The sequence below is a fragment of the Streptomyces sp. NPDC101227 genome (assembly GCF_044767545.1).
GTDB lineage: Bacteria > Actinomycetota > Actinomycetes > Streptomycetales > Streptomycetaceae > Streptomyces.
The window spans coordinates 44,045-60,119 of sequence record NZ_JBIWOD010000004.1 but is presented as its reverse complement, the minus strand read 5'-3'; the positions used below and the strand labels follow the sequence as shown (position 1 = coordinate 60,119).

Annotated in this window: 13 protein-coding genes; 3 read left to right on the top strand and 10 right to left on the bottom strand. The window is 70.4% G+C overall.

Going from position 1 to position 16,075, the window contains the following annotated elements; translation table 11 throughout:
- Window positions 1–8: 8 nt before the first annotated feature.
- Window positions 9–1,223, bottom strand: a complete 1,215-nt coding sequence (locus ACIRPT_RS09850; protein ID WP_403824792.1) for a glycosyltransferase — start codon at window positions 1,221–1,223, stop codon at window positions 9–11.
- Window positions 1,224–1,234: 11 nt separating this feature from the next.
- Window positions 1,235–4,084: a CDP-glycerol glycerophosphotransferase family protein gene (locus ACIRPT_RS09845; RefSeq protein WP_403825845.1), complete on the bottom strand. Its 2,850-nt coding sequence runs from the start codon at window positions 4,082–4,084 to the stop codon at window positions 1,235–1,237.
- A gap of 707 nt (window positions 4,085–4,791) precedes the next feature.
- On the opposite strand from ACIRPT_RS09845, the gene ACIRPT_RS09840 reads away from it, so the two are divergent.
- Window positions 4,792–5,625, top strand: a complete 834-nt coding sequence (locus tag ACIRPT_RS09840) for a Bax inhibitor-1/YccA family protein (protein WP_403510127.1) — start codon at window positions 4,792–4,794, stop codon at window positions 5,623–5,625.
- 148 nt (window positions 5,626–5,773) lie between these two features.
- Here ACIRPT_RS09840 and ACIRPT_RS09835 read toward each other — a convergent pair whose 3' ends face one another.
- Complete coding sequence (locus tag ACIRPT_RS09835; RefSeq protein ID WP_362709866.1) at window positions 5,774–6,001, bottom strand: DUF4287 domain-containing protein; 228 nt, start codon at window positions 5,999–6,001, stop codon at window positions 5,774–5,776.
- A gap of 98 nt (window positions 6,002–6,099) precedes the next feature.
- On the opposite strand from ACIRPT_RS09835, the gene ACIRPT_RS09830 reads away from it, so the two are divergent.
- Window positions 6,100–6,444, top strand: coding sequence for a hypothetical protein (locus tag ACIRPT_RS09830; RefSeq protein ID WP_403824788.1), 345 nt, complete (start codon window positions 6,100–6,102; stop codon window positions 6,442–6,444).
- Between the two features lie 25 nt (window positions 6,445–6,469).
- Here ACIRPT_RS09830 and ACIRPT_RS09825 read toward each other — a convergent pair whose 3' ends face one another.
- From ACIRPT_RS09825 to ACIRPT_RS09815, 3 genes are all read right to left on the bottom strand, one after another.
- Window positions 6,470–7,408, bottom strand: coding sequence for a hypothetical protein (locus ACIRPT_RS09825; RefSeq protein ID WP_403824785.1), 939 nt, complete (start codon window positions 7,406–7,408; stop codon window positions 6,470–6,472).
- A 644-nt stretch (window positions 7,409–8,052) separates the two neighbouring features.
- On the bottom strand, window positions 8,053–9,273 hold the full coding sequence (locus ACIRPT_RS09820; protein WP_403824783.1) for an acetyl-CoA C-acetyltransferase: 1,221 nt from the start codon (window positions 9,271–9,273) through the stop codon (window positions 8,053–8,055).
- A 246-nt stretch (window positions 9,274–9,519) separates the two neighbouring features.
- Window positions 9,520–10,536 (bottom strand): SGNH/GDSL hydrolase family protein, encoded by a 1,017-nt coding sequence (locus tag ACIRPT_RS09815; RefSeq protein WP_403510116.1) that lies wholly within the window; start codon window positions 10,534–10,536, stop codon window positions 9,520–9,522.
- A 239-nt stretch (window positions 10,537–10,775) separates the two neighbouring features.
- Between ACIRPT_RS09815 and ACIRPT_RS09810 the strand changes: the two genes are divergently transcribed.
- Window positions 10,776–12,164, top strand: coding sequence for a cystathionine beta-synthase (locus tag ACIRPT_RS09810; RefSeq protein ID WP_403510113.1), 1,389 nt, complete (start codon window positions 10,776–10,778; stop codon window positions 12,162–12,164).
- A 353-nt stretch (window positions 12,165–12,517) separates the two neighbouring features.
- Here ACIRPT_RS09810 and ACIRPT_RS09805 read toward each other — a convergent pair whose 3' ends face one another.
- From ACIRPT_RS09805 to ACIRPT_RS09790, 4 genes are all read right to left on the bottom strand, one after another.
- Window positions 12,518–12,916, bottom strand: a complete 399-nt coding sequence (locus ACIRPT_RS09805) for a hypothetical protein (RefSeq protein WP_403824780.1) — start codon at window positions 12,914–12,916, stop codon at window positions 12,518–12,520.
- A 41-nt stretch (window positions 12,917–12,957) separates the two neighbouring features.
- The gene (locus tag ACIRPT_RS09800; protein WP_403824777.1) at window positions 12,958–14,370 is read right to left on the bottom strand and encodes a purine-cytosine permease family protein; all 1,413 of its coding nucleotides are present in this window, start codon (window positions 14,368–14,370) and stop codon (window positions 12,958–12,960) included.
- Window positions 14,371–14,487: 117 nt separating this feature from the next.
- The gene (locus tag ACIRPT_RS09795) at window positions 14,488–15,096 is read right to left on the bottom strand and encodes a cysteine dioxygenase (protein WP_403824774.1); all 609 of its coding nucleotides are present in this window, start codon (window positions 15,094–15,096) and stop codon (window positions 14,488–14,490) included.
- The gene (locus tag ACIRPT_RS09790) at window positions 15,093–16,010 is read right to left on the bottom strand and encodes an amidohydrolase (RefSeq protein ID WP_403824772.1); all 918 of its coding nucleotides are present in this window, start codon (window positions 16,008–16,010) and stop codon (window positions 15,093–15,095) included. The genes ACIRPT_RS09795 and ACIRPT_RS09790 overlap by 4 nt, the downstream gene beginning before the upstream one ends.
- Window positions 16,011–16,075 lie beyond the last annotated feature (65 nt).

The following is a 16,075-nucleotide window of genomic DNA, read 5'->3' as shown; positions in this document are numbered from 1 at the left end:
GAACCGGCTCACCGCTCGAGGAGCGCGAACAGGCCCTCCCAGCGGCCGATGATCTCCTCGGTCGAGAAACGCTGGATGTTCTCGCGGCCGGATTCGCCCATCCTGTCCCGGAGTTCCCGGTCGGAGATCAGGGTGTCGAGATGGCGGGCGAACTCCGTGATGTTTCCCGGCGGGGCGAGGAGCCCGTCCTCGCCGTCCGTGATGATCTCGTGAACGCCCGGGGCGACGTCGAACGCCACGCACGGTACGCCGGTGGCCATCGCCTCCATCGGGGCCAGCGGGAATCCCTCGCCGCGCGAACTCAGCGCGAACACCGAGCTCTCCCGCAGCGCCCCGGGCACATCGCCGGTCCGCCCCATCCACCTGACGGAGGCGGCCACCCCGAGTTCCGAGGCGAGCTTGCGCAGCGCTTCCTCCTCCTCGCCCGAGCCGTAGATCCGCAGCGCCCAGTCCGGGTGCTGCGGAGCGACCCGCGCCCAGGCCTCCAGGAGGAGGTCGACGCCCTTCTCCTCGTGCAGCCGGCCGATGCTGACCACGCACTTGGCGGTGCGGTCGGAGGGGACGTCCGGGAAGAAGGGGAGCGGGTTCGGCATGAAGCCGACGTTGTCCATGCGCTGGCGGATCCAGCGGTCGGCGTCCTCGCGGGTGAGGGTGAGCATCCGGTCGACGTCCTTGTAGAACCGCTTCACCCGGCCGAAACGCGAGGACTTACGGCAGGTCGCGAACGACTCATGGCTCATACCGATCACCGTCAGCCCGGCGGTATCGGCCATCGCCACCCACTCCATCGCCCACACCTGGGTGACGATCACCACCCCGCCCGGCCGGGCCGCCCGGAACAGCGCGCTCATCTTGGCGGCCTGCTCCTGCATCCCGGCATCCCGGGCGGTCCGGCGGCGCTGCTCGGCGAGGTTCAGCTTGCCCTTGACGCCGCGCGCCGGGCGCACGCTCGGCGGATGCTCGTCGTAGAGCGTGGTGGTCTCGAACGGCAGGTCCCCGGCCAGTTCGTGCACCCGCCCCTCGGGCGGCGGCACGACGCCGACGACGTGCACCCGATGGCCCCGTTCGCTGAAGAGGCGCGCCATCTGGTGCGACCAACTCGTGATGCCGCCCATCTCATTGACGCTGTTGGAGACGAAGAAGATGTCCCGCGGCCCGGCAGCGGACGGCCCGGCAGCGGACGGCTCGTCTGCGCCCGGCTTGTCTGGGTACGGATTTTTCATCAACGGCTCCACTAACGAATCCACTGCGCGAAGAACTGATCGACGATGCTCCGGGCGGCGTCGCCCCGGTCGTATTCGCCGAACTTGGCGACGAATTCCGCACGGGCCGCCGCATATTCCAGGGCCTGCGTGTCGAACGATTTGACGGTCTCGTAAAACTCTTCCTCGGTACGGACCACGGGACCCGGCGCGTGCTCCAGCAGGTCGAAGTAGGTGCCGCGGCCCTCGTGCACATACTCGTCGTAGTCGTAGGTGAAGAACACCAACGGCCGGTCGAGCAGCGCATAGTCGAACATCACCGAGGAGTAGTCGGTGATCAGCCCGTCGGCCAGTTCCAGTACGGGCGTCACATCGTGGCGCGCGGAGACGTCAATGACCCGGCCCTCGACGGTCGGCGGCAGCACCACGTGATTGAGATAGTGCGAGCGGACCAGGAGGACATAGCGGTCGCCGAACTGCTCCGCGAACTGCTCCACGTCGAAGGGGAGGGTGAAGCGGCCGTGCCGGCCCCCCGCCTTGCGGAATGTCGGCGCGTACAGCAGCACGGTCTTGTCGTCGGGAATTCCCAACTCCGCCGCCAGCGCCCCGCGTTCGCGGCGCCCCCGCTCCGCCTCCCGCTGCCGGGACCTGACCAGCGCGTCATTGCGCGGATATCCCACCCGCAGCAGCGTCTTCTCCTTGAGCCGGAACGCCTTGGCCAGGGTCCGTACATCATGCTCGGACCGGCACAAAAAGCGGTCGAAGCGGTCCAGGGAGCGCTGCTGCGCGGCCTGCTGCTGCCGGGTCTGTGCCTTCAGCGCCGGCTGGTCGAAGCCCATGTTCTTCAGCGCCGAACCGTGCCAGGTCTGGATGTAGGTGGTCTCCGGGCGCTTGACGAGCTTGAGCGGGTAACTCTGGTTGTCCACCCAGAATTCGGCCTGCGCCAGCGCCTTCAGATAGGGCAGCGACCAGCGCCGTACGAGAGTGACGTCCTGCGGGAATTCCTTCGGGGACCCGGCGTAGGACCAGATCGCCTCGAAGTCCAGGCCCTGCCGGCGCATCTCCTCGTAGATGGCGCGCGGGCTGTCGCTGTACTGCTTGCCCAGATGGCTTTCGAAGACGACGGTGCGCTTCTTGACGGGCAGCCGACTGAACACCTCGTGATAGGCGCGGAGTTTGTTGTCGCCGGAGGTGACCTTCTTGCGCAGTGCCTTCGCCTTGCGATAGCCGCTCTTGGCCAGCGCCCCCGGCTTTCCGCGCACCCCGCGCGCGATCAGTTCCTGCACCCGCTCGCTGTTGCGGTTCTCGCTGACCAGCTGGAAGGCGAGATGCCCGCGCGCCGAGATATGCGGCTCGATGTGATCGGCGACGATCCGCGTCAGCCACGGACGCACCGGCAGCGGCGGCCCGGCCAGCTCGGTATCGGCGACGGTGAGCCGGGTCGTGGTGCGCACCCCGTCCGCGTCCAGGGCCAGCCGTACGTCCCAGATGGTGTCGACGATGCCCAGCGGGCGCAGCTTCGCGGTGAGGTCCGCGGTGGCCTCCCAGTGAATGGTGTCGCCGTCGTGGCGCAGCGCCCGCACCGGGAAGCGGAAGGACTGCAGGCTGCGGCGGCGGGCGCTGAACTCCAGCTCGCCGGCCAGCCGCGCGCCCGCGGGAATGATCCCGAGCGGATTGGTGATCCGTCCGGAAAGCGATACGGCCCGGCCGGACTCGTGGAACCGGGTGAGCTGATTGCGCAGAAAGAGCTTGTTGACCGGCTTCTCGTGATATCCGGCGTCGGTCACATCCAGGACGTCGCGGCCGAACTCGTCGTCGAAATGCCCATCGCACCAGTAGATCCGCCCGTCGCGCTCCGCGAGCGGCGAGGAGAGCTTGTCGCGGTTGATGAGAGTGTCGACCGCGGGGATCAGATTGTCCCAGTCGCCCTTCTGGAGCAGATAGGCGCAGATGGCCTGTATCGGCTGCACCCGCTCATAGGCCTCGGGGGCGATGCCGGCGAGGTACTCCCGGGAGAGTTCGGCAAATTCCCGGCGGTAGGACTCGTCCCGGAAGGGCAGATCCCGCAGATGCAGGACGAGGTCGTGCTTGAGGAATTTGACGTCCTTCGCGAGCTTCATCTCGGCCAGCCCGCGCTCGGCCAGCAACGCGTCGATGCGGCGGTGGATCTCCAGCCGGTGCGCGTAGTTGGTCATTTCGTGCCGCCGGTTCGTCACCGACTTCACGGCGGCCCGCTCGTAGACGTGCCAGAAGTACACCTGGTTGGGGATCAGCGTGATGCGCTCGGCCTTGAGGTAGGCCTCCGCGATGAACATCAGGTCCTCGTAGAACATCCCCTTGGGGAAGCGGAGTTCGTTCTCCATGAGGAATTCGCGGCGGTAGCACTTGTTGGTGGAGAGGGTGTCCCACACGAAGAGATCGGGCAGCTCGGTGACCGACTCCAGTGTCCGCGTGGTGGAATACATCCAGGCGTACCACTCGTCGCGCTTTTGATGGCGGGTGTCCTTGTGCAGCCGCACGCACAGCCCGGAAACAATGTCCGAACCGGTTTCCTCGGCGGCCTCCAGCATATTCCGGCAGGCATTCGGCTCGAGTACGTCATCGCTGTCCAGGAACATGACGTACTTGCCGGTGGTGCGCGGGATTCCGGCGTTACGCGGTTCGCCTCCGGCGCCGCTGTTCTCGGGCAGCTGAAAGGCTCTTACCCGCTCGGGGTGCGTGGCCGCGAGATTCCGCGCCACATCAAAAGAACGGTCGGTGCTGCAATCGTCGACGATCACCACCTCGACGTCCCGGAGCGTTTGATCCAGTACGGACTGGACAGCGGTCGGCAACCGGTCGGCGTCGTTGTAGACGATGACGACTACTGAGACGTCAGGCACAGGCACCTCAACCCTCTTTCACTACTGTTTCCCGCCAGAATAGACCTATCTGCCCCATTAATCCGCAGACTTTCCGCACCTGGTGCGATACGGACAGTGATCGCTACGACGCGCGACTGATCCCCCTGTCAGGGCAGGTCCCGGCTGTCAGGGAAGACGGTCGCCTCCGCGGATCGGTTGCCTCTCCAGGCGTAACGCTCGTCTCATCGAGGCGTCACATCGCGCCACTCAACGGGCCGTTCACCAGTGGTTCACCGAGTCGTTCACCGGGTGATTCATTGGGCCGTTCGGATCAGACATTTATCGGATTCCGCGGGCGTGGCACGGCGGAATTTTCCCCGGCATATGTGGACCGTTCGAGTGGGCCGCCCGGGGGCTCGCCATCCCCGGTCGGTATCCCGGCCTGACGGCCCTGACCGGTACCCGAATGCCCGATATCCGAACAGCGCCGCCCAGTGGCATGGAGCACAGTCGGCCGTCCCCGGATCCGGGCACCTCGGCGCGCTCCCGTACGTCCTCCCTGCAGAAGGCGTCGGGAAGACGTGAGGAGACGTGAGAAGACACAGCAGGGATCGGCACGGAGGCCGTCGTAGGGGAGGTGTCAGGCCAAGTTCAGGGAAAGATCCTGCTCAAGAACTAGCGACGTGCCTTTGCCAGACCATTACGCTTGCCGTCAAGGCCGCGCAGGGCGGCCATGAAGGAGTGAGATGAGGAGCAGCAACCCGGTCTTCTCGCGAGGACGGGGGTTCAGCCGCGACACCGGCTACGCGGGCTTCAACGCACCGCCGCAGGCCGGGGCCGCCGCCAACCCGTACGCCGGAACGAACCCTTACGCGCAGAACGCCACGCAGGCGCCACCGCAGCACATCCCCCAGACTCGCCCGATGACGATGGACGACGTCGTCGCGCGCACCGGCATGACGCTCGGCACGGTCGTCGCCGGTGCCACGGTCGGCTGGCTCTTCCTGACCGAGCAGCTCGGCTTCGCCATCGGCGCCGGCCTGGTCGCGATGGTGCTGGGCTTCGCCCAGTCGTTCATGCGCAAGCCGGTACCCGCGCTGATCCTGGCGTACGCCGCCCTCGAGGGCGTCTTCCTCGGCGCGCTCAGCGGCTTCATCAACGACCTGCCGAAGATGAACGGCGCCCCCATGCAGGCGGTGCTGGGCACGATGGCGGTGTTCGTCGCCATGCTGGTCGCCTACAAGACGCGGATCGTGCGGGTCACCGCCCGCTTCACCCGCTTCGTGATCATCGCGGCCCTCGGCTTCGTCCTGCTGTCGCTGGTCAACACCCTGTTCATGGTGTTCGGCGGGGGTGACGGCCTCGGCTTCCGCACCGGCGGCCTGGGCATCCTCTTCGGCGTCGTGGGTGTCGTCCTCGGCGCGCTGTTCCTCGCCCTGGACTTCAAGCAGGTGGAGGACGGCATCCAGTACGGCGCGCCGCGCGAGGAGTCCTGGCTGGCCGCGTTCGGCCTGACCCTGACGCTGGTGTGGATCTACATGGAGATGCTGCGGCTGATCTCGATCCTCCGGGGCGACTGACGCCGCACGGCGCGGGTATCAGCGCCGAGCCGTACGAAGGGCCCGCAGGCAGTCGCCTGCGGGCCCTTCGTCTCGCCGGTCGGCCTCCTGCGGAGGCCGTACGGGGGTCATACGGGTGCTGCCGTAAGCCCGTCATGGCGGGCCGGCTTCACAGTTTCCGCGCGGCGCGCCTGAGGTCGTGTTCGTGGACGATCGCTTTGGCGTGCCCGTAGGCGAGGTTGTGCTCGCCGCGAAGCCAGCTGACTTTTTCGTCGAAGCGGAAGAGGGACGGGCCTTCGTCAACGGTGCGGAGCCAGTCGGAGATTTCCCGGCCGGTGCAGTGCGGGATACGGGAGAGCAGATTCCGGTGGGTCTCTTCGGAGAAGAGCTGAGACATCGGCGCCTCCGGACGCGGTCGATGCTGGTTCTTCAGCACACCGTGCCTGAGCGTTCGGGCGTTGGCAACCACCCGGGAGTGGCGCATAGGCTCACTGCGTGCTTGACGTGACGCCTTTGCAGACTGCCGTGGACGCCCTCGCCGACCGCCTCAGGTCGCTGTCCCAGAGCACCCTGGGCCGCGGTGCCGCGGCCGAAGGGCTCGCGCTGGCCCGGGAGTTGGCGCTGCGTGCGCAGCGGATCGAGGACACCGGGCGGGTGCCGGACGCGATGCCGGACGCCGGGATGTTCGCGGCCGGCGACCAGCTGGCGGTGGCCGGCCACGATCTTGTCGAAGCGCTGCGGGGCGCCGCCGCGGACCCCGCTCCCGACGCGAAGAGGGCCCCCGCCGAAGAGCTGGCGGAGGCCGTGCGGCTGGTCGAGGAGGCGGCGGGGCGCTGTTAGCGCGCCCCGGCGGTGCGGCTCCGGGTCAGAGGGAGGCGATGACCCGGTCGGCCAGGATGTAGACGCTCTCCTGGTGGCTCTCGCCCCAGGAGAAGGTCAGGGCGTACGCGCCGGAGATACCGGAGCCGCCCAGCAGTACCGGGGTGTGGCCCGCGCCCAGCGCGCCCGCGATGCGGTCGGCGGTGGCCCGGTCCCCGGGGGTCAGGCAGAGCGTGGTGCCGTCGGCGAAGACGTAGACGTCCAGGGTGCCCAGCGGGCCGGGGCGTACGTCCGCGAGCGGGACGGACTGCTGCGCCAGCTCCTCCAGGCGCGCGACCGTGCGCTCGTGATCGCTGATCACCGGGGAGGGCGAGAAGTCCGGGTGCGAGGGGTGCCGTCGGCGGGCGGCGGCCAGCTCGGCCGACTCGGTCTCCTCGACATGCTCCAACTCGGGTGCGTCCAGCGCCTCCACGGACTCCAGCGCGTCGAACGGCTCCAGGGCGTCCGGGCCGAGCAGCGGCTCCAGCCCGGCCAGATCCGCCTGGCGCGGCAGGAAGGGCTGCACGTCGAGCCGCTCCACCTCGAGCCGCTCGGCCGGCTCGCGCTGCTCGGCGCGGGCATCGGCCGGGCCCTCCTCGCCGAGGCCGGTCAGCCCGCCCAGCAGCGACGGGGCGTCGGCGGCGTCCCGGGCCTCCTGGGCCGCCCAGAAGGCGCGGGCCTCGGCCAGCTCCCGCTCCCGCTCCTCGGCCAGCGCGTCCGCGACCGCGGCGCGTATGTCCGCGAGCGGCGTCTCGGTGGCCGAGGAGGTGCGGGCGGCCGGGATGCCCGCGCGGCCCGCCGCGGCGGCGTCCGTACGGGCGGCCGCGAGCTCGGTGTGCAGCGCGGCGACCTGGCGGCGCAGGCCCCGGGTGGTGTGCAGGGCCGCGGCCCCCAGCGCCACGGCCGCGGCCGCGGCCGGCAGCAGGATGAGGGTGATGACGCTCATGCCGAATCCTCGCTTCGTTCGGTCCCGCCTTCGCGAGGCGAGCACCTCTCGATGATTCGCTCGCTCATGCGTACTCCCGATAGCAGAATGTCCCCCGACTTCCTACATCAGGGTGCCGGGGGACGGCGACCGTTCCCAGTGCACTATGTCCCGAAATGCAGGGGACTTTGGGCTTCATGTACGCGGGTGCACCCGGGTTGACCTGCAAGAACTCCATGGCGAGGGGGCGTTGGTCACAATCCTGGCGGCTATTGGGTCGCGATCTTGTTAACGGGTGACGCAGGCCACGCGCCCTCGCCGTAGGTGCCCGTGCGACAGCGAAGGGTGCGTGGGAAGAGGGAGTTGATCCCTGTTCCGCGCGCACCTTTGGCGAGGCGCCGCCCCGACGGGCCTTTCGGGCCCGCGGGGGCGACGCGGTACAGCTACCGGCTGCGGCTCAGCTCAGCCGCTCCTGCTCATGGTCGCGCTGAGCTTCGCCTCCGCTGCGGGCAGGTGCCGGGCACTCGTTCCTCGCGCCCGGCCCCTACCCTCCGCTGCGGCTCAGCTCAGCCGCTCGTGCTCATGGTCGCGCTGAGCTTCGCCTCCGCTGCGGGCAGGTGCCGGGCACTCGTTCCTCGCGCCCGGCCCCTACCCTCCGCTGCGGCTCAGCTCAGCCGCTCGATGACCATCGCCATGCCCTGGCCGCCGCCCACGCACATCGTCTCCAGGCCGAACTGCTTGTCGTGGAACTGGAGGCTGTTGATCAGCGTGCCGGTGATCCGGGCGCCGGTCATGCCGAAGGGGTGGCCGACGGCGATGGCGCCACCGTTCACGTTCAGCTTGTCCTCGTCGATGCCGAGGTCGCGGGCCGACGGGATGACCTGCGCGGCGAACGCCTCGTTGATCTCGAACAGGTCGATGTCGCCGACGCCGAGGCCCGCGCGCTTGAGGGCCTGCTTGCTCGCCTCCACCGGGCCGAGGCCCATGATCTCGGGGGACAGGCCGGAGACGCCGGTCGAGACGACGCGGGCGAGCGGGGTCAGGCCGAGCTCCCGGGCCTTCGTGTCGGACATGATCACGAGGGCGGCGGCGCCGTCGTTCAGCGGGCAGCAGTTGGCGGCCGTGACCAGGCCGTCGGGGCGGAAGACGGGCTTGAGGCCCGAGACGCCCTCCAGGGTGACGCCGGCGCGCGGGCCGTCGTCCTGGCTCACGACCGTGCCGTCGGGGGTCGTCACCGGGGTGATCTCGCGCGCCCAGAAGCCGTTCTTGATGGCTTCCTCGGCGCGGTTCTGCGAGCGCACGCCGAAGGCGTCCATGTCCTCGCGGGTGATGCCCTTCAGGCGGGCCAGGTTCTCGGCGGTCTGACCCATCGCGATGTACGCGTCCGGGACCAGGCCGTCCTCGCGCGGGTCGTGCCACGTGGTGTTCTCCTGCGTGGCGACCTCGGCGGTGCGGGCCTCGGCCTCGGCGAAGAACGGGTTGTGCGTGTCGGGCAGCGAGTCCGAGTTGCCCTTGGCGAAGCGGGAGACCATCTCGACGCCGGCCGAGATGAAGACGTCGCCCTCGCCCGCCTTGATGGCGTGGAGGGCCATCCGCGTCGTCTGCAGCGAGCTGGAGCAGTAACGGGTGATGGTGCAGCCGGGCAGGTGGTCCATGCCCATCTCCACGGCCACGATGCGGCCGAGGTTGTTGCCCTGCTCGCCGCCGGGCAGGCCGCAGCCGAGCATCAGGTCGTCGATGTCGCGCGGGTCCAGCTCGGGGACCTTGGCGAGCGCGGCCTCGATGATCCTCGCGGTCAGGTCGTCCGGGCGCAGGTCCTTGAGCGAGCCCTTGAAGGCGCGGCCGATCGGGGAGCGGGCGGCTGAGACGATCACGGCTTCGGGCATCACACGGCTCCTGAGGGTAAAGGGGCGGACTGTGTGGGAAGTTACCTGCACGTAGTGCCGAGGTCACGGGGTGCGTGCTGTGATGCGGGCCTCTTTTCTAAGCGGCCGCTTATGGCGGGTGTCCGGGGAACGGCGACGGACCACCGGGTATTCCCGCCCGACGGCCGCCGGGCAGTCCCGTACGGACGCCCGGTTTTCCGCGCGACCGCCGGGATTCCCGTACGGCCCCTTCGGCCGCCCCGGCCGTCACCACCCGATGCCCGGTACCTCCGACGACTCCGGGGTCGGCAGCTGCCGCCGCCTGCGGTGCTTGAGCAGGGCCCAGGGCGCGCGCCGGCCGCTGACCTCCGTACCGCCCTCGGCCGCCGCCTCGGCCGCAGCCTGGGCGACCGGCAGAATGCCCTCGCCGCGGCCCGGCTCCGGCCGCTCCTCCTCCGGCCACAGCCCCAGCGAGGCGCACAGCGTCGGCAGGACGGCCATCGCGGCCGTGGCGTAGCCCTCCGCCGACGGGTGGTAGTTGTCCGGCCCGAACAGCTCCCGCGGATGCGCCTCGAACTCCGGGCCCAGGAGGTCGCCGAGCGAGACCGTACGGCCGCCGTTCTCGACCACGCCGATGGTCTGGGCCGCGGCGAGCTGCCGGGAGAGCCGCCGGGCCACCCAGCGCAGCGGCTGGTAGACCGGCTCGATGGTGCCCAGATCAGGGCACGTGCCGACGACCACCTCGCAGCCCGCGGCGCGCAGCCGGCGCACCGCCTCCGACAGATGCCGTACGGATTCGGCCAGCCGCATCCGGTGGGTGACATCGTTGGCGCCGATCATGATGACGCAGACGTCCGGGGGCTCGGCGCCGTCCGCCAGCAACAGCTCCACCTGGCGCTCCAGGTCGTCGGACTGGGCGCCGGGCAGTGCCACATTGCGGAAGTCGACGGGCAGTTCGGAGAGCGCGGCGAGACCCGAGGCGAGCAGCGCGCCCGGGGTCTGGCGGGCGCGATGCACGCCCTGCCCGGCGGCCGTGGAGTCGCCGAGGAAGCCGAGCCGCAGCGGCGGCCGGCCCTCGTCGCTGTGCCGGAACGGGGCGCCGTAGCGGCCGTCCGCGCATGGCGGGGTGTCGCTGGAGCCGCCGACCGTACGGCGGGCCAGTCGGACCTCGGTCAGCAGCACCCCGACGGTGGCGACGCCGAGCAGGCCGATCCCGCCGCCGCCGACCGCCGCGGCGGTCGCGATCCGGCGCGCCACGCGGGCCCTGGACATCGTCATCGGCATAGGCCGGGCACCTCCCCGTGCAAGTGCGTGCGCGCCGCGGCCCCGGGGGCCGGACGCGCTTCCTGGGCGAGACTTCCGTAGCAGTAACAAACTCGTACACCAGGTTGTTGCCCGTTCCCGCGCGGAACGCAACGCACCTGTCCTCTAACGGAACGCAATGGGCCGGGCCCCGGCGGGCCACGGCTAATAGGCTGACCGTACGGGCGCAGGAGAGCGTGCCCCCGACCGCGGAGACCACCGTGCAGTTTTACGATTCGATGATTGAGCTCGTCGGCAACACCCCGCTTGTACGGCTCAACAGCGTGACCAAGGGAATCCAGGCCACCGTCCTGGCGAAGGTCGAGTACTTCAACCCCGGCGGCTCGGTCAAGGACCGGATCGCGGTGCGGATGATCGAGGCCGCGGAGGAGTCCGGCGCCTTGCAGCCGGGCGGCACGATCGTGGAGCCGACCTCCGGGAACACCGGCGTCGGCCTGGCGATCGTGGCCCAGCAAAAGGGCTACAAGTGCATCTTCGTCTGCCCGGACAAGGTGTCGACGGACAAGATCAATGTGCTGCGGGCGTACGGCGCGGAGGTGGTCGTCTGCCCGACCGCGGTCGATCCCGAGCACCCGGACTCGTACTACAACGTCTCCGACCGGCTGGTGCGCGAGACGCCCGGTGCCTGGAAGCCGGACCAGTACAGCAACCCCAACAATCCGCGGTCGCACTACGAGAGCACCGGCCCGGAGCTGTGGGCGCAGACCGACGGGCGGATCACCCACTTCGTGGCGGGGGTCGGCACCGGCGGCACGATCAGCGGCACCGGCCGCTATCTGAAGGACGCCAGCGAGGGCCGGGTCGAGGTCATCGGCGCGGACCCGGAGGGCTCCGTCTACAGCGGCGGTTCGGGGCGGCCGTATCTGATCGAGGGCGTCGGTGAGGACTTCTGGCCGACCGCCTACGACCGCACCGTCGCGGACGAGATCGTCGCGGTCTCGGACAAGGACGCCTTCCAGATGACCCGCCGGCTCGCCAAGGAGGAGGGCCTGCTGGTCGGCGGCTCCTGCGGGATGGCCGTGGTGGCCGCGCTGGAGGTCGCCTCGCGGCTCGGCCCGGACGATGTCGTCGTCGTTCTCCTCCCGGACAGCGGCCGCGGCTATCTCTCCAAGATCTTCAACGACGAGTGGATGGCCGACTACGGATTCCTGGAGGAGAGCGGCGCCGCGGCGCGGGTCGGCGAGGTCCTCGAGCACAAGGAGGGCGCGCTGCCCTCGCTCGTCCACATGCACCCCGAGGAGACCGTCGGCGAGGCGATCGACGTGCTGCGCGAGTACGGCGTCTCGCAGATGCCGATCGTCAAGCCGGGTGCCGGGCACCCGGATGTGATGGCGGCGGAGGTCATCGGCTCGGTCGTGGAGCGGGAGCTGCTGGACGCACTGTTCAGCCAGCGGGCATCGCTCTCCGACCCCCTGGAGAAGCACATGTGCCCGCCGCTGCCGCAGGTCGGCTCCGGTGAGGCCGTCGGCGATCTGATGGCGGTCCTGGAGAACGCGGACGCGGCGATCGTCCTCGTCGAGGGCAAGCCGAAGGGCGTGGTGAGCCGGCAGGACCTGCTCGCCTATCTGGCACGCGGGGTCGCCAAGTAGGCATCGCGGGATGCCGATGTCCTACGGGTGTTAAGTGGCCGTCAGGAAACGGGCCGGCACCGCAAGGTGTGCGTATGCGTCACGTGTTCGCAGCACGGACTTAACACTCGTCAGGCACATTGGTGACTACGGCGATACGGACCTCCGGAGCGGCTCCCGGACCTCCATGATCGCCAGGACGCGAAGCCCGGCCCTGACCCGGTCCGCGTCCCTTGCGGGGACCGCCGTCGTCCCGCCCCCGGCTCTGCCGGGGTGCGGCGGTCCCCGCAATAGCCTTTTGTACGGGCCTTTTGCGCGGCGATCGTGGGCGAGGGCGGGGTGCGCGGCCTCGGCACGGGCCTCGGCGCGGGCGCTCACTCCGGGCGCCGCAGCCGCCCCATCACGCCCGCGCTGTGTACGGCGTTGACGCCCACTATCCCGGCCCAGGACACCAGCAGCCCCGGCATCCCGACGGTGCCCGCGGCGATCGCGGACAGCGGCACGGCCAGCACCAGCGAGACGATGGCGAGCCCGAACCGCGCGGCGAAGCCGTCCGGCCCGCCCCAGCCCCCGCCGCGGCGGGCCGGCCGGGTCCCGCGCGCCACCTGCATTCGCTGCTCGGCCAACTGGCGCCGCACCCGCTGGTCGACGCTGCTCTCGAGCTTCTCCAGGAGGGACTCCATCAGCTCCGGTTCGTACTCCGGACCCAGCTCTGTGCGCGTCTGGAGGATCGCGTCGAGTTCTTTGCGCAGTTCGGGGTCGTGTGTCGCCATACCGGTGAGATTACGGACGCCGGGCCGGCGGCGCGGTAGGGCTATCCCCCCGATCCGGCCGGCGTCCGCTCCTCGGGGAGCGTGTGCGCGTCGGGGATGCGGGCGGTGTCGCGGCGGGCGACGGCCCCGTAGAGGGCGGCGGGGACGACGAGCCCGACCAGCCAGGAGATGTCGGCGCCGCCGAGGGGGGCCACCAGCGGGCCGGTGTAGAAGTGCGTCGCGAGGAAGGGGAGTTGGGCGAGCACGCCGAGGCCGTAGACGGTCAGCGCCCGCGCGTTCCAGGCGCCGTAGCGGCCGGCGGGGTCGCTGAGCGCCGGAATGTCGTAGCGCTCCTTGGAGATCAGGTAGTAGTCGACCAGGTTGATCGCCGACCAGGGCGTGAAGAAGGTCAGCAGGAAGAGCAGGAAGTCCTTGAAGGAGGTGAGGAAGGAGTCCTTGCCCAGGAGGGCGACGGCCGTGCCGGCGACCATGATCCCGGCGATATAGGCGGCGCGGCCGCGCGGGGAGAGCGTCCGCTGTCCCCGGAATCCGCTGACGCTCGTCACCAGCGACATGAAGCCGCCATAGGTGTTGAGGATGTTGATGGTGAGCTTGCCGAGGGCGATGACGAAGTAGAGGACCGAGGCGATCAGGCCCGCGCCGCCCAGGCCCACGATGTAGGTGACCTCGTGCCCCACGAACGCGGCCGGCGCCGCGGCCGCGGCCAGCGCGCCGAAGGTCATCGACCACTGCGACCCGAGGACCGAGCCCGACAGCGTCCACCAGAACGTGGCGCGCGCCGAGGTGTGCCGCGGCAGATAGCGCGAGTAGTCGGCGACGTACGGGCCGAACGCCAGCTGCCAGGAGGCCGAGAGGGACACGGCGAGCAGGAAGACCGGCAGCGAGAAGCGGTGGTCGTGCAGCAGCGTGCCGAGGTCGGCGCGCTGGAGGAGGCGGATGCCGAGGTAGGCGAAGGCCAGCGCGCAGACCAGGCCGGCGATCCTGCCGAGGGTGTGGATGAGGCGGTAGCCGACGGTCGCGGCGACGGCGGTGACCGCGGCGAAGATCACGATCCCGGGCGTGCTGCCCAGATGCGTCAGCTCGCCCACCGCCTGCCCCGCCAGCACGCTCCCGCTTGCGAAGAACCCGATGTACATCACGATGACCAGGGCCAGCGGTACCACCGCGCCCCGCACCCCGAACTGCGCCCGCGACGTGATCATCTGCGGCAGTCCGAGCCGCGGCCCCTGCGCGGAGTGCAGCGCCATCACCGCCCCGCCCAGCAGGTTGCCGAGCAGCAGCCCGATCAGCGACCAGAAGGCGTTGGCCCCGAAGACGACGGCCAGCGCACCGGTGATGACGGCGGTGATCTGAAGGTTGGCGCCCAGCCAGAGGGTGAACTGGCTGACCGCGCTGCCGTGCCGTTCGTCGTCGGGGACGACGTCGATGGAGCGCTGTTCCACCATGCCTGCCATGAATACCCGCCTCGCGTCGCTCCCGGTCCTGTATGGATTCATGCAGGATCGACGTCGATGAATGGAAGGTCAATAGGCAGGTCAAAAGCCGTGATGAATGCGCGGCTATGGCCGGGTTCAGGCCGCGGGTGCGTCCCGGGACGGCAGGGCGGGCGGCTCTCCCGCCGGGTCCGCCGCGTCCGCCGTGTCCATGGGTCGCAGCTCATCCGCGTACGACACCGAGACCCGCCGCATCAGCCCGTCCCCGGTGATGTCGTACTGGCCCAGGCGCCACAGCGGCGGCGAGTAGGCGTGCACCGAGACCGCGTCGTCGGTGGCGCCGGTGAGCCGGTGGATGTGCTCCGGCCCGAAGCAGAAGGACTCCCCGGCGCCGACGGCGGTGGCCAGGTGCTCCCCGCCGATCCGGGGGTTGGACTCGGTCAGTACGCCCTGGATGACGCGGACCGCGCCCGAGGAGATGTCGTGGTCGTGCCAGCCGGTGTCGTTCTGCCGGGTCCAGCACAGCAGCCAGACATCGACGAACTCGTCGCGGTGCAGGGACGCGTAGTGGCGCTCGGTGTCGGAGAACGCGACCTGCTCGCGCCACAGGTCGGGGCGGGCCGAGAGCTCGTCGACCAGGGCCTGCAGCTCGCGCTTGTCGAGGTTGCGCTCGGGCAGTGTGGCGAACGGCTGCTCGCCGTCGGGGACCTCGCGGGCGGCGTCGGCCTGGGAGGCGGTGGGCGTCATGGGCGGGCTCCTCTCGTCGGGCCCAGGAGGCGGGCCGGGTTGGTGGTGCGCAGGGCGTGTACGGCCGCCTCCGCGCCGAGGTCGGGGATCACGGGATCGGCATAGGGGCGGTCGCTGCCGCTGACGATCACGTCGATGCCGACGGCCCGTACGAGCGCGTCCACGGCGCGGGTCCCGTACGAGGACGTCTCGTAGAAGGCGTCGCGGTCCACCCGGCCGCGGTCCCGGCCGCCGCCGCGGGCGACCAGCCGCTCGCCGTGCAGCGGCGCGAGGCCGGCGAGCGCGGCGAAGCAGACCCGCAGGCGGGGGTGGCGGTCCCGGCCGAAGGCGCGGAAGGCGAACCAGGAGGCGTGCATCTGCTGGAGGTAGGGGACCATCGCCGGCCACCAGGCGGGCGCGCCCTCGGGGGCGGCGGGTGCGGCACCGGGGTGGACGAGCAGCGGCTTGTCGCTCGCCGCGGCGGCGTCCAGCAAGGGTGCGCACCGGGCCCATCCGGCCGCGTCCAGCAGCGCGGTGGCCGGAAGCTGTAGTCCCGCACAGCCGCGCGCCAGCTCCCGCCGCAGCGCCTCGGGGTCCGGCTCCGGCGCGGACAGGCACGCGGAGGCCCAGACGCCGAAGGGGGTGGGCAGCTCCAGCGCGCCGTCATGGAAGGCGGCGAGCAGCGGTGCGGCCTCCTCGGGCGGCAGATATTCGATGCCGAGCGGGCTGGAGAGGGAGACCAGTGCCAGACCGAGGCCGTCGGCGCGGGCGAGCTCGGCGCGGGCCGCGACGTCGTGGTCGGTGGGGTCGACCGCGTACGGCGGCTCGCCGGGCAGGTGGAGCGTCCAGCCGTCGAGCCGCGGCGGCGCCGTACGGGCCCGCAGCAGCGCGATGAACTCCCGCGGCCAGATGTGCTGGTGCACGTCGGTGGGCACGGCGCCCCTCCCGTCTTCCGTCCTCCGCGACCGGTCCGCTCTCGTCAACCGGTTCACTTAACCGC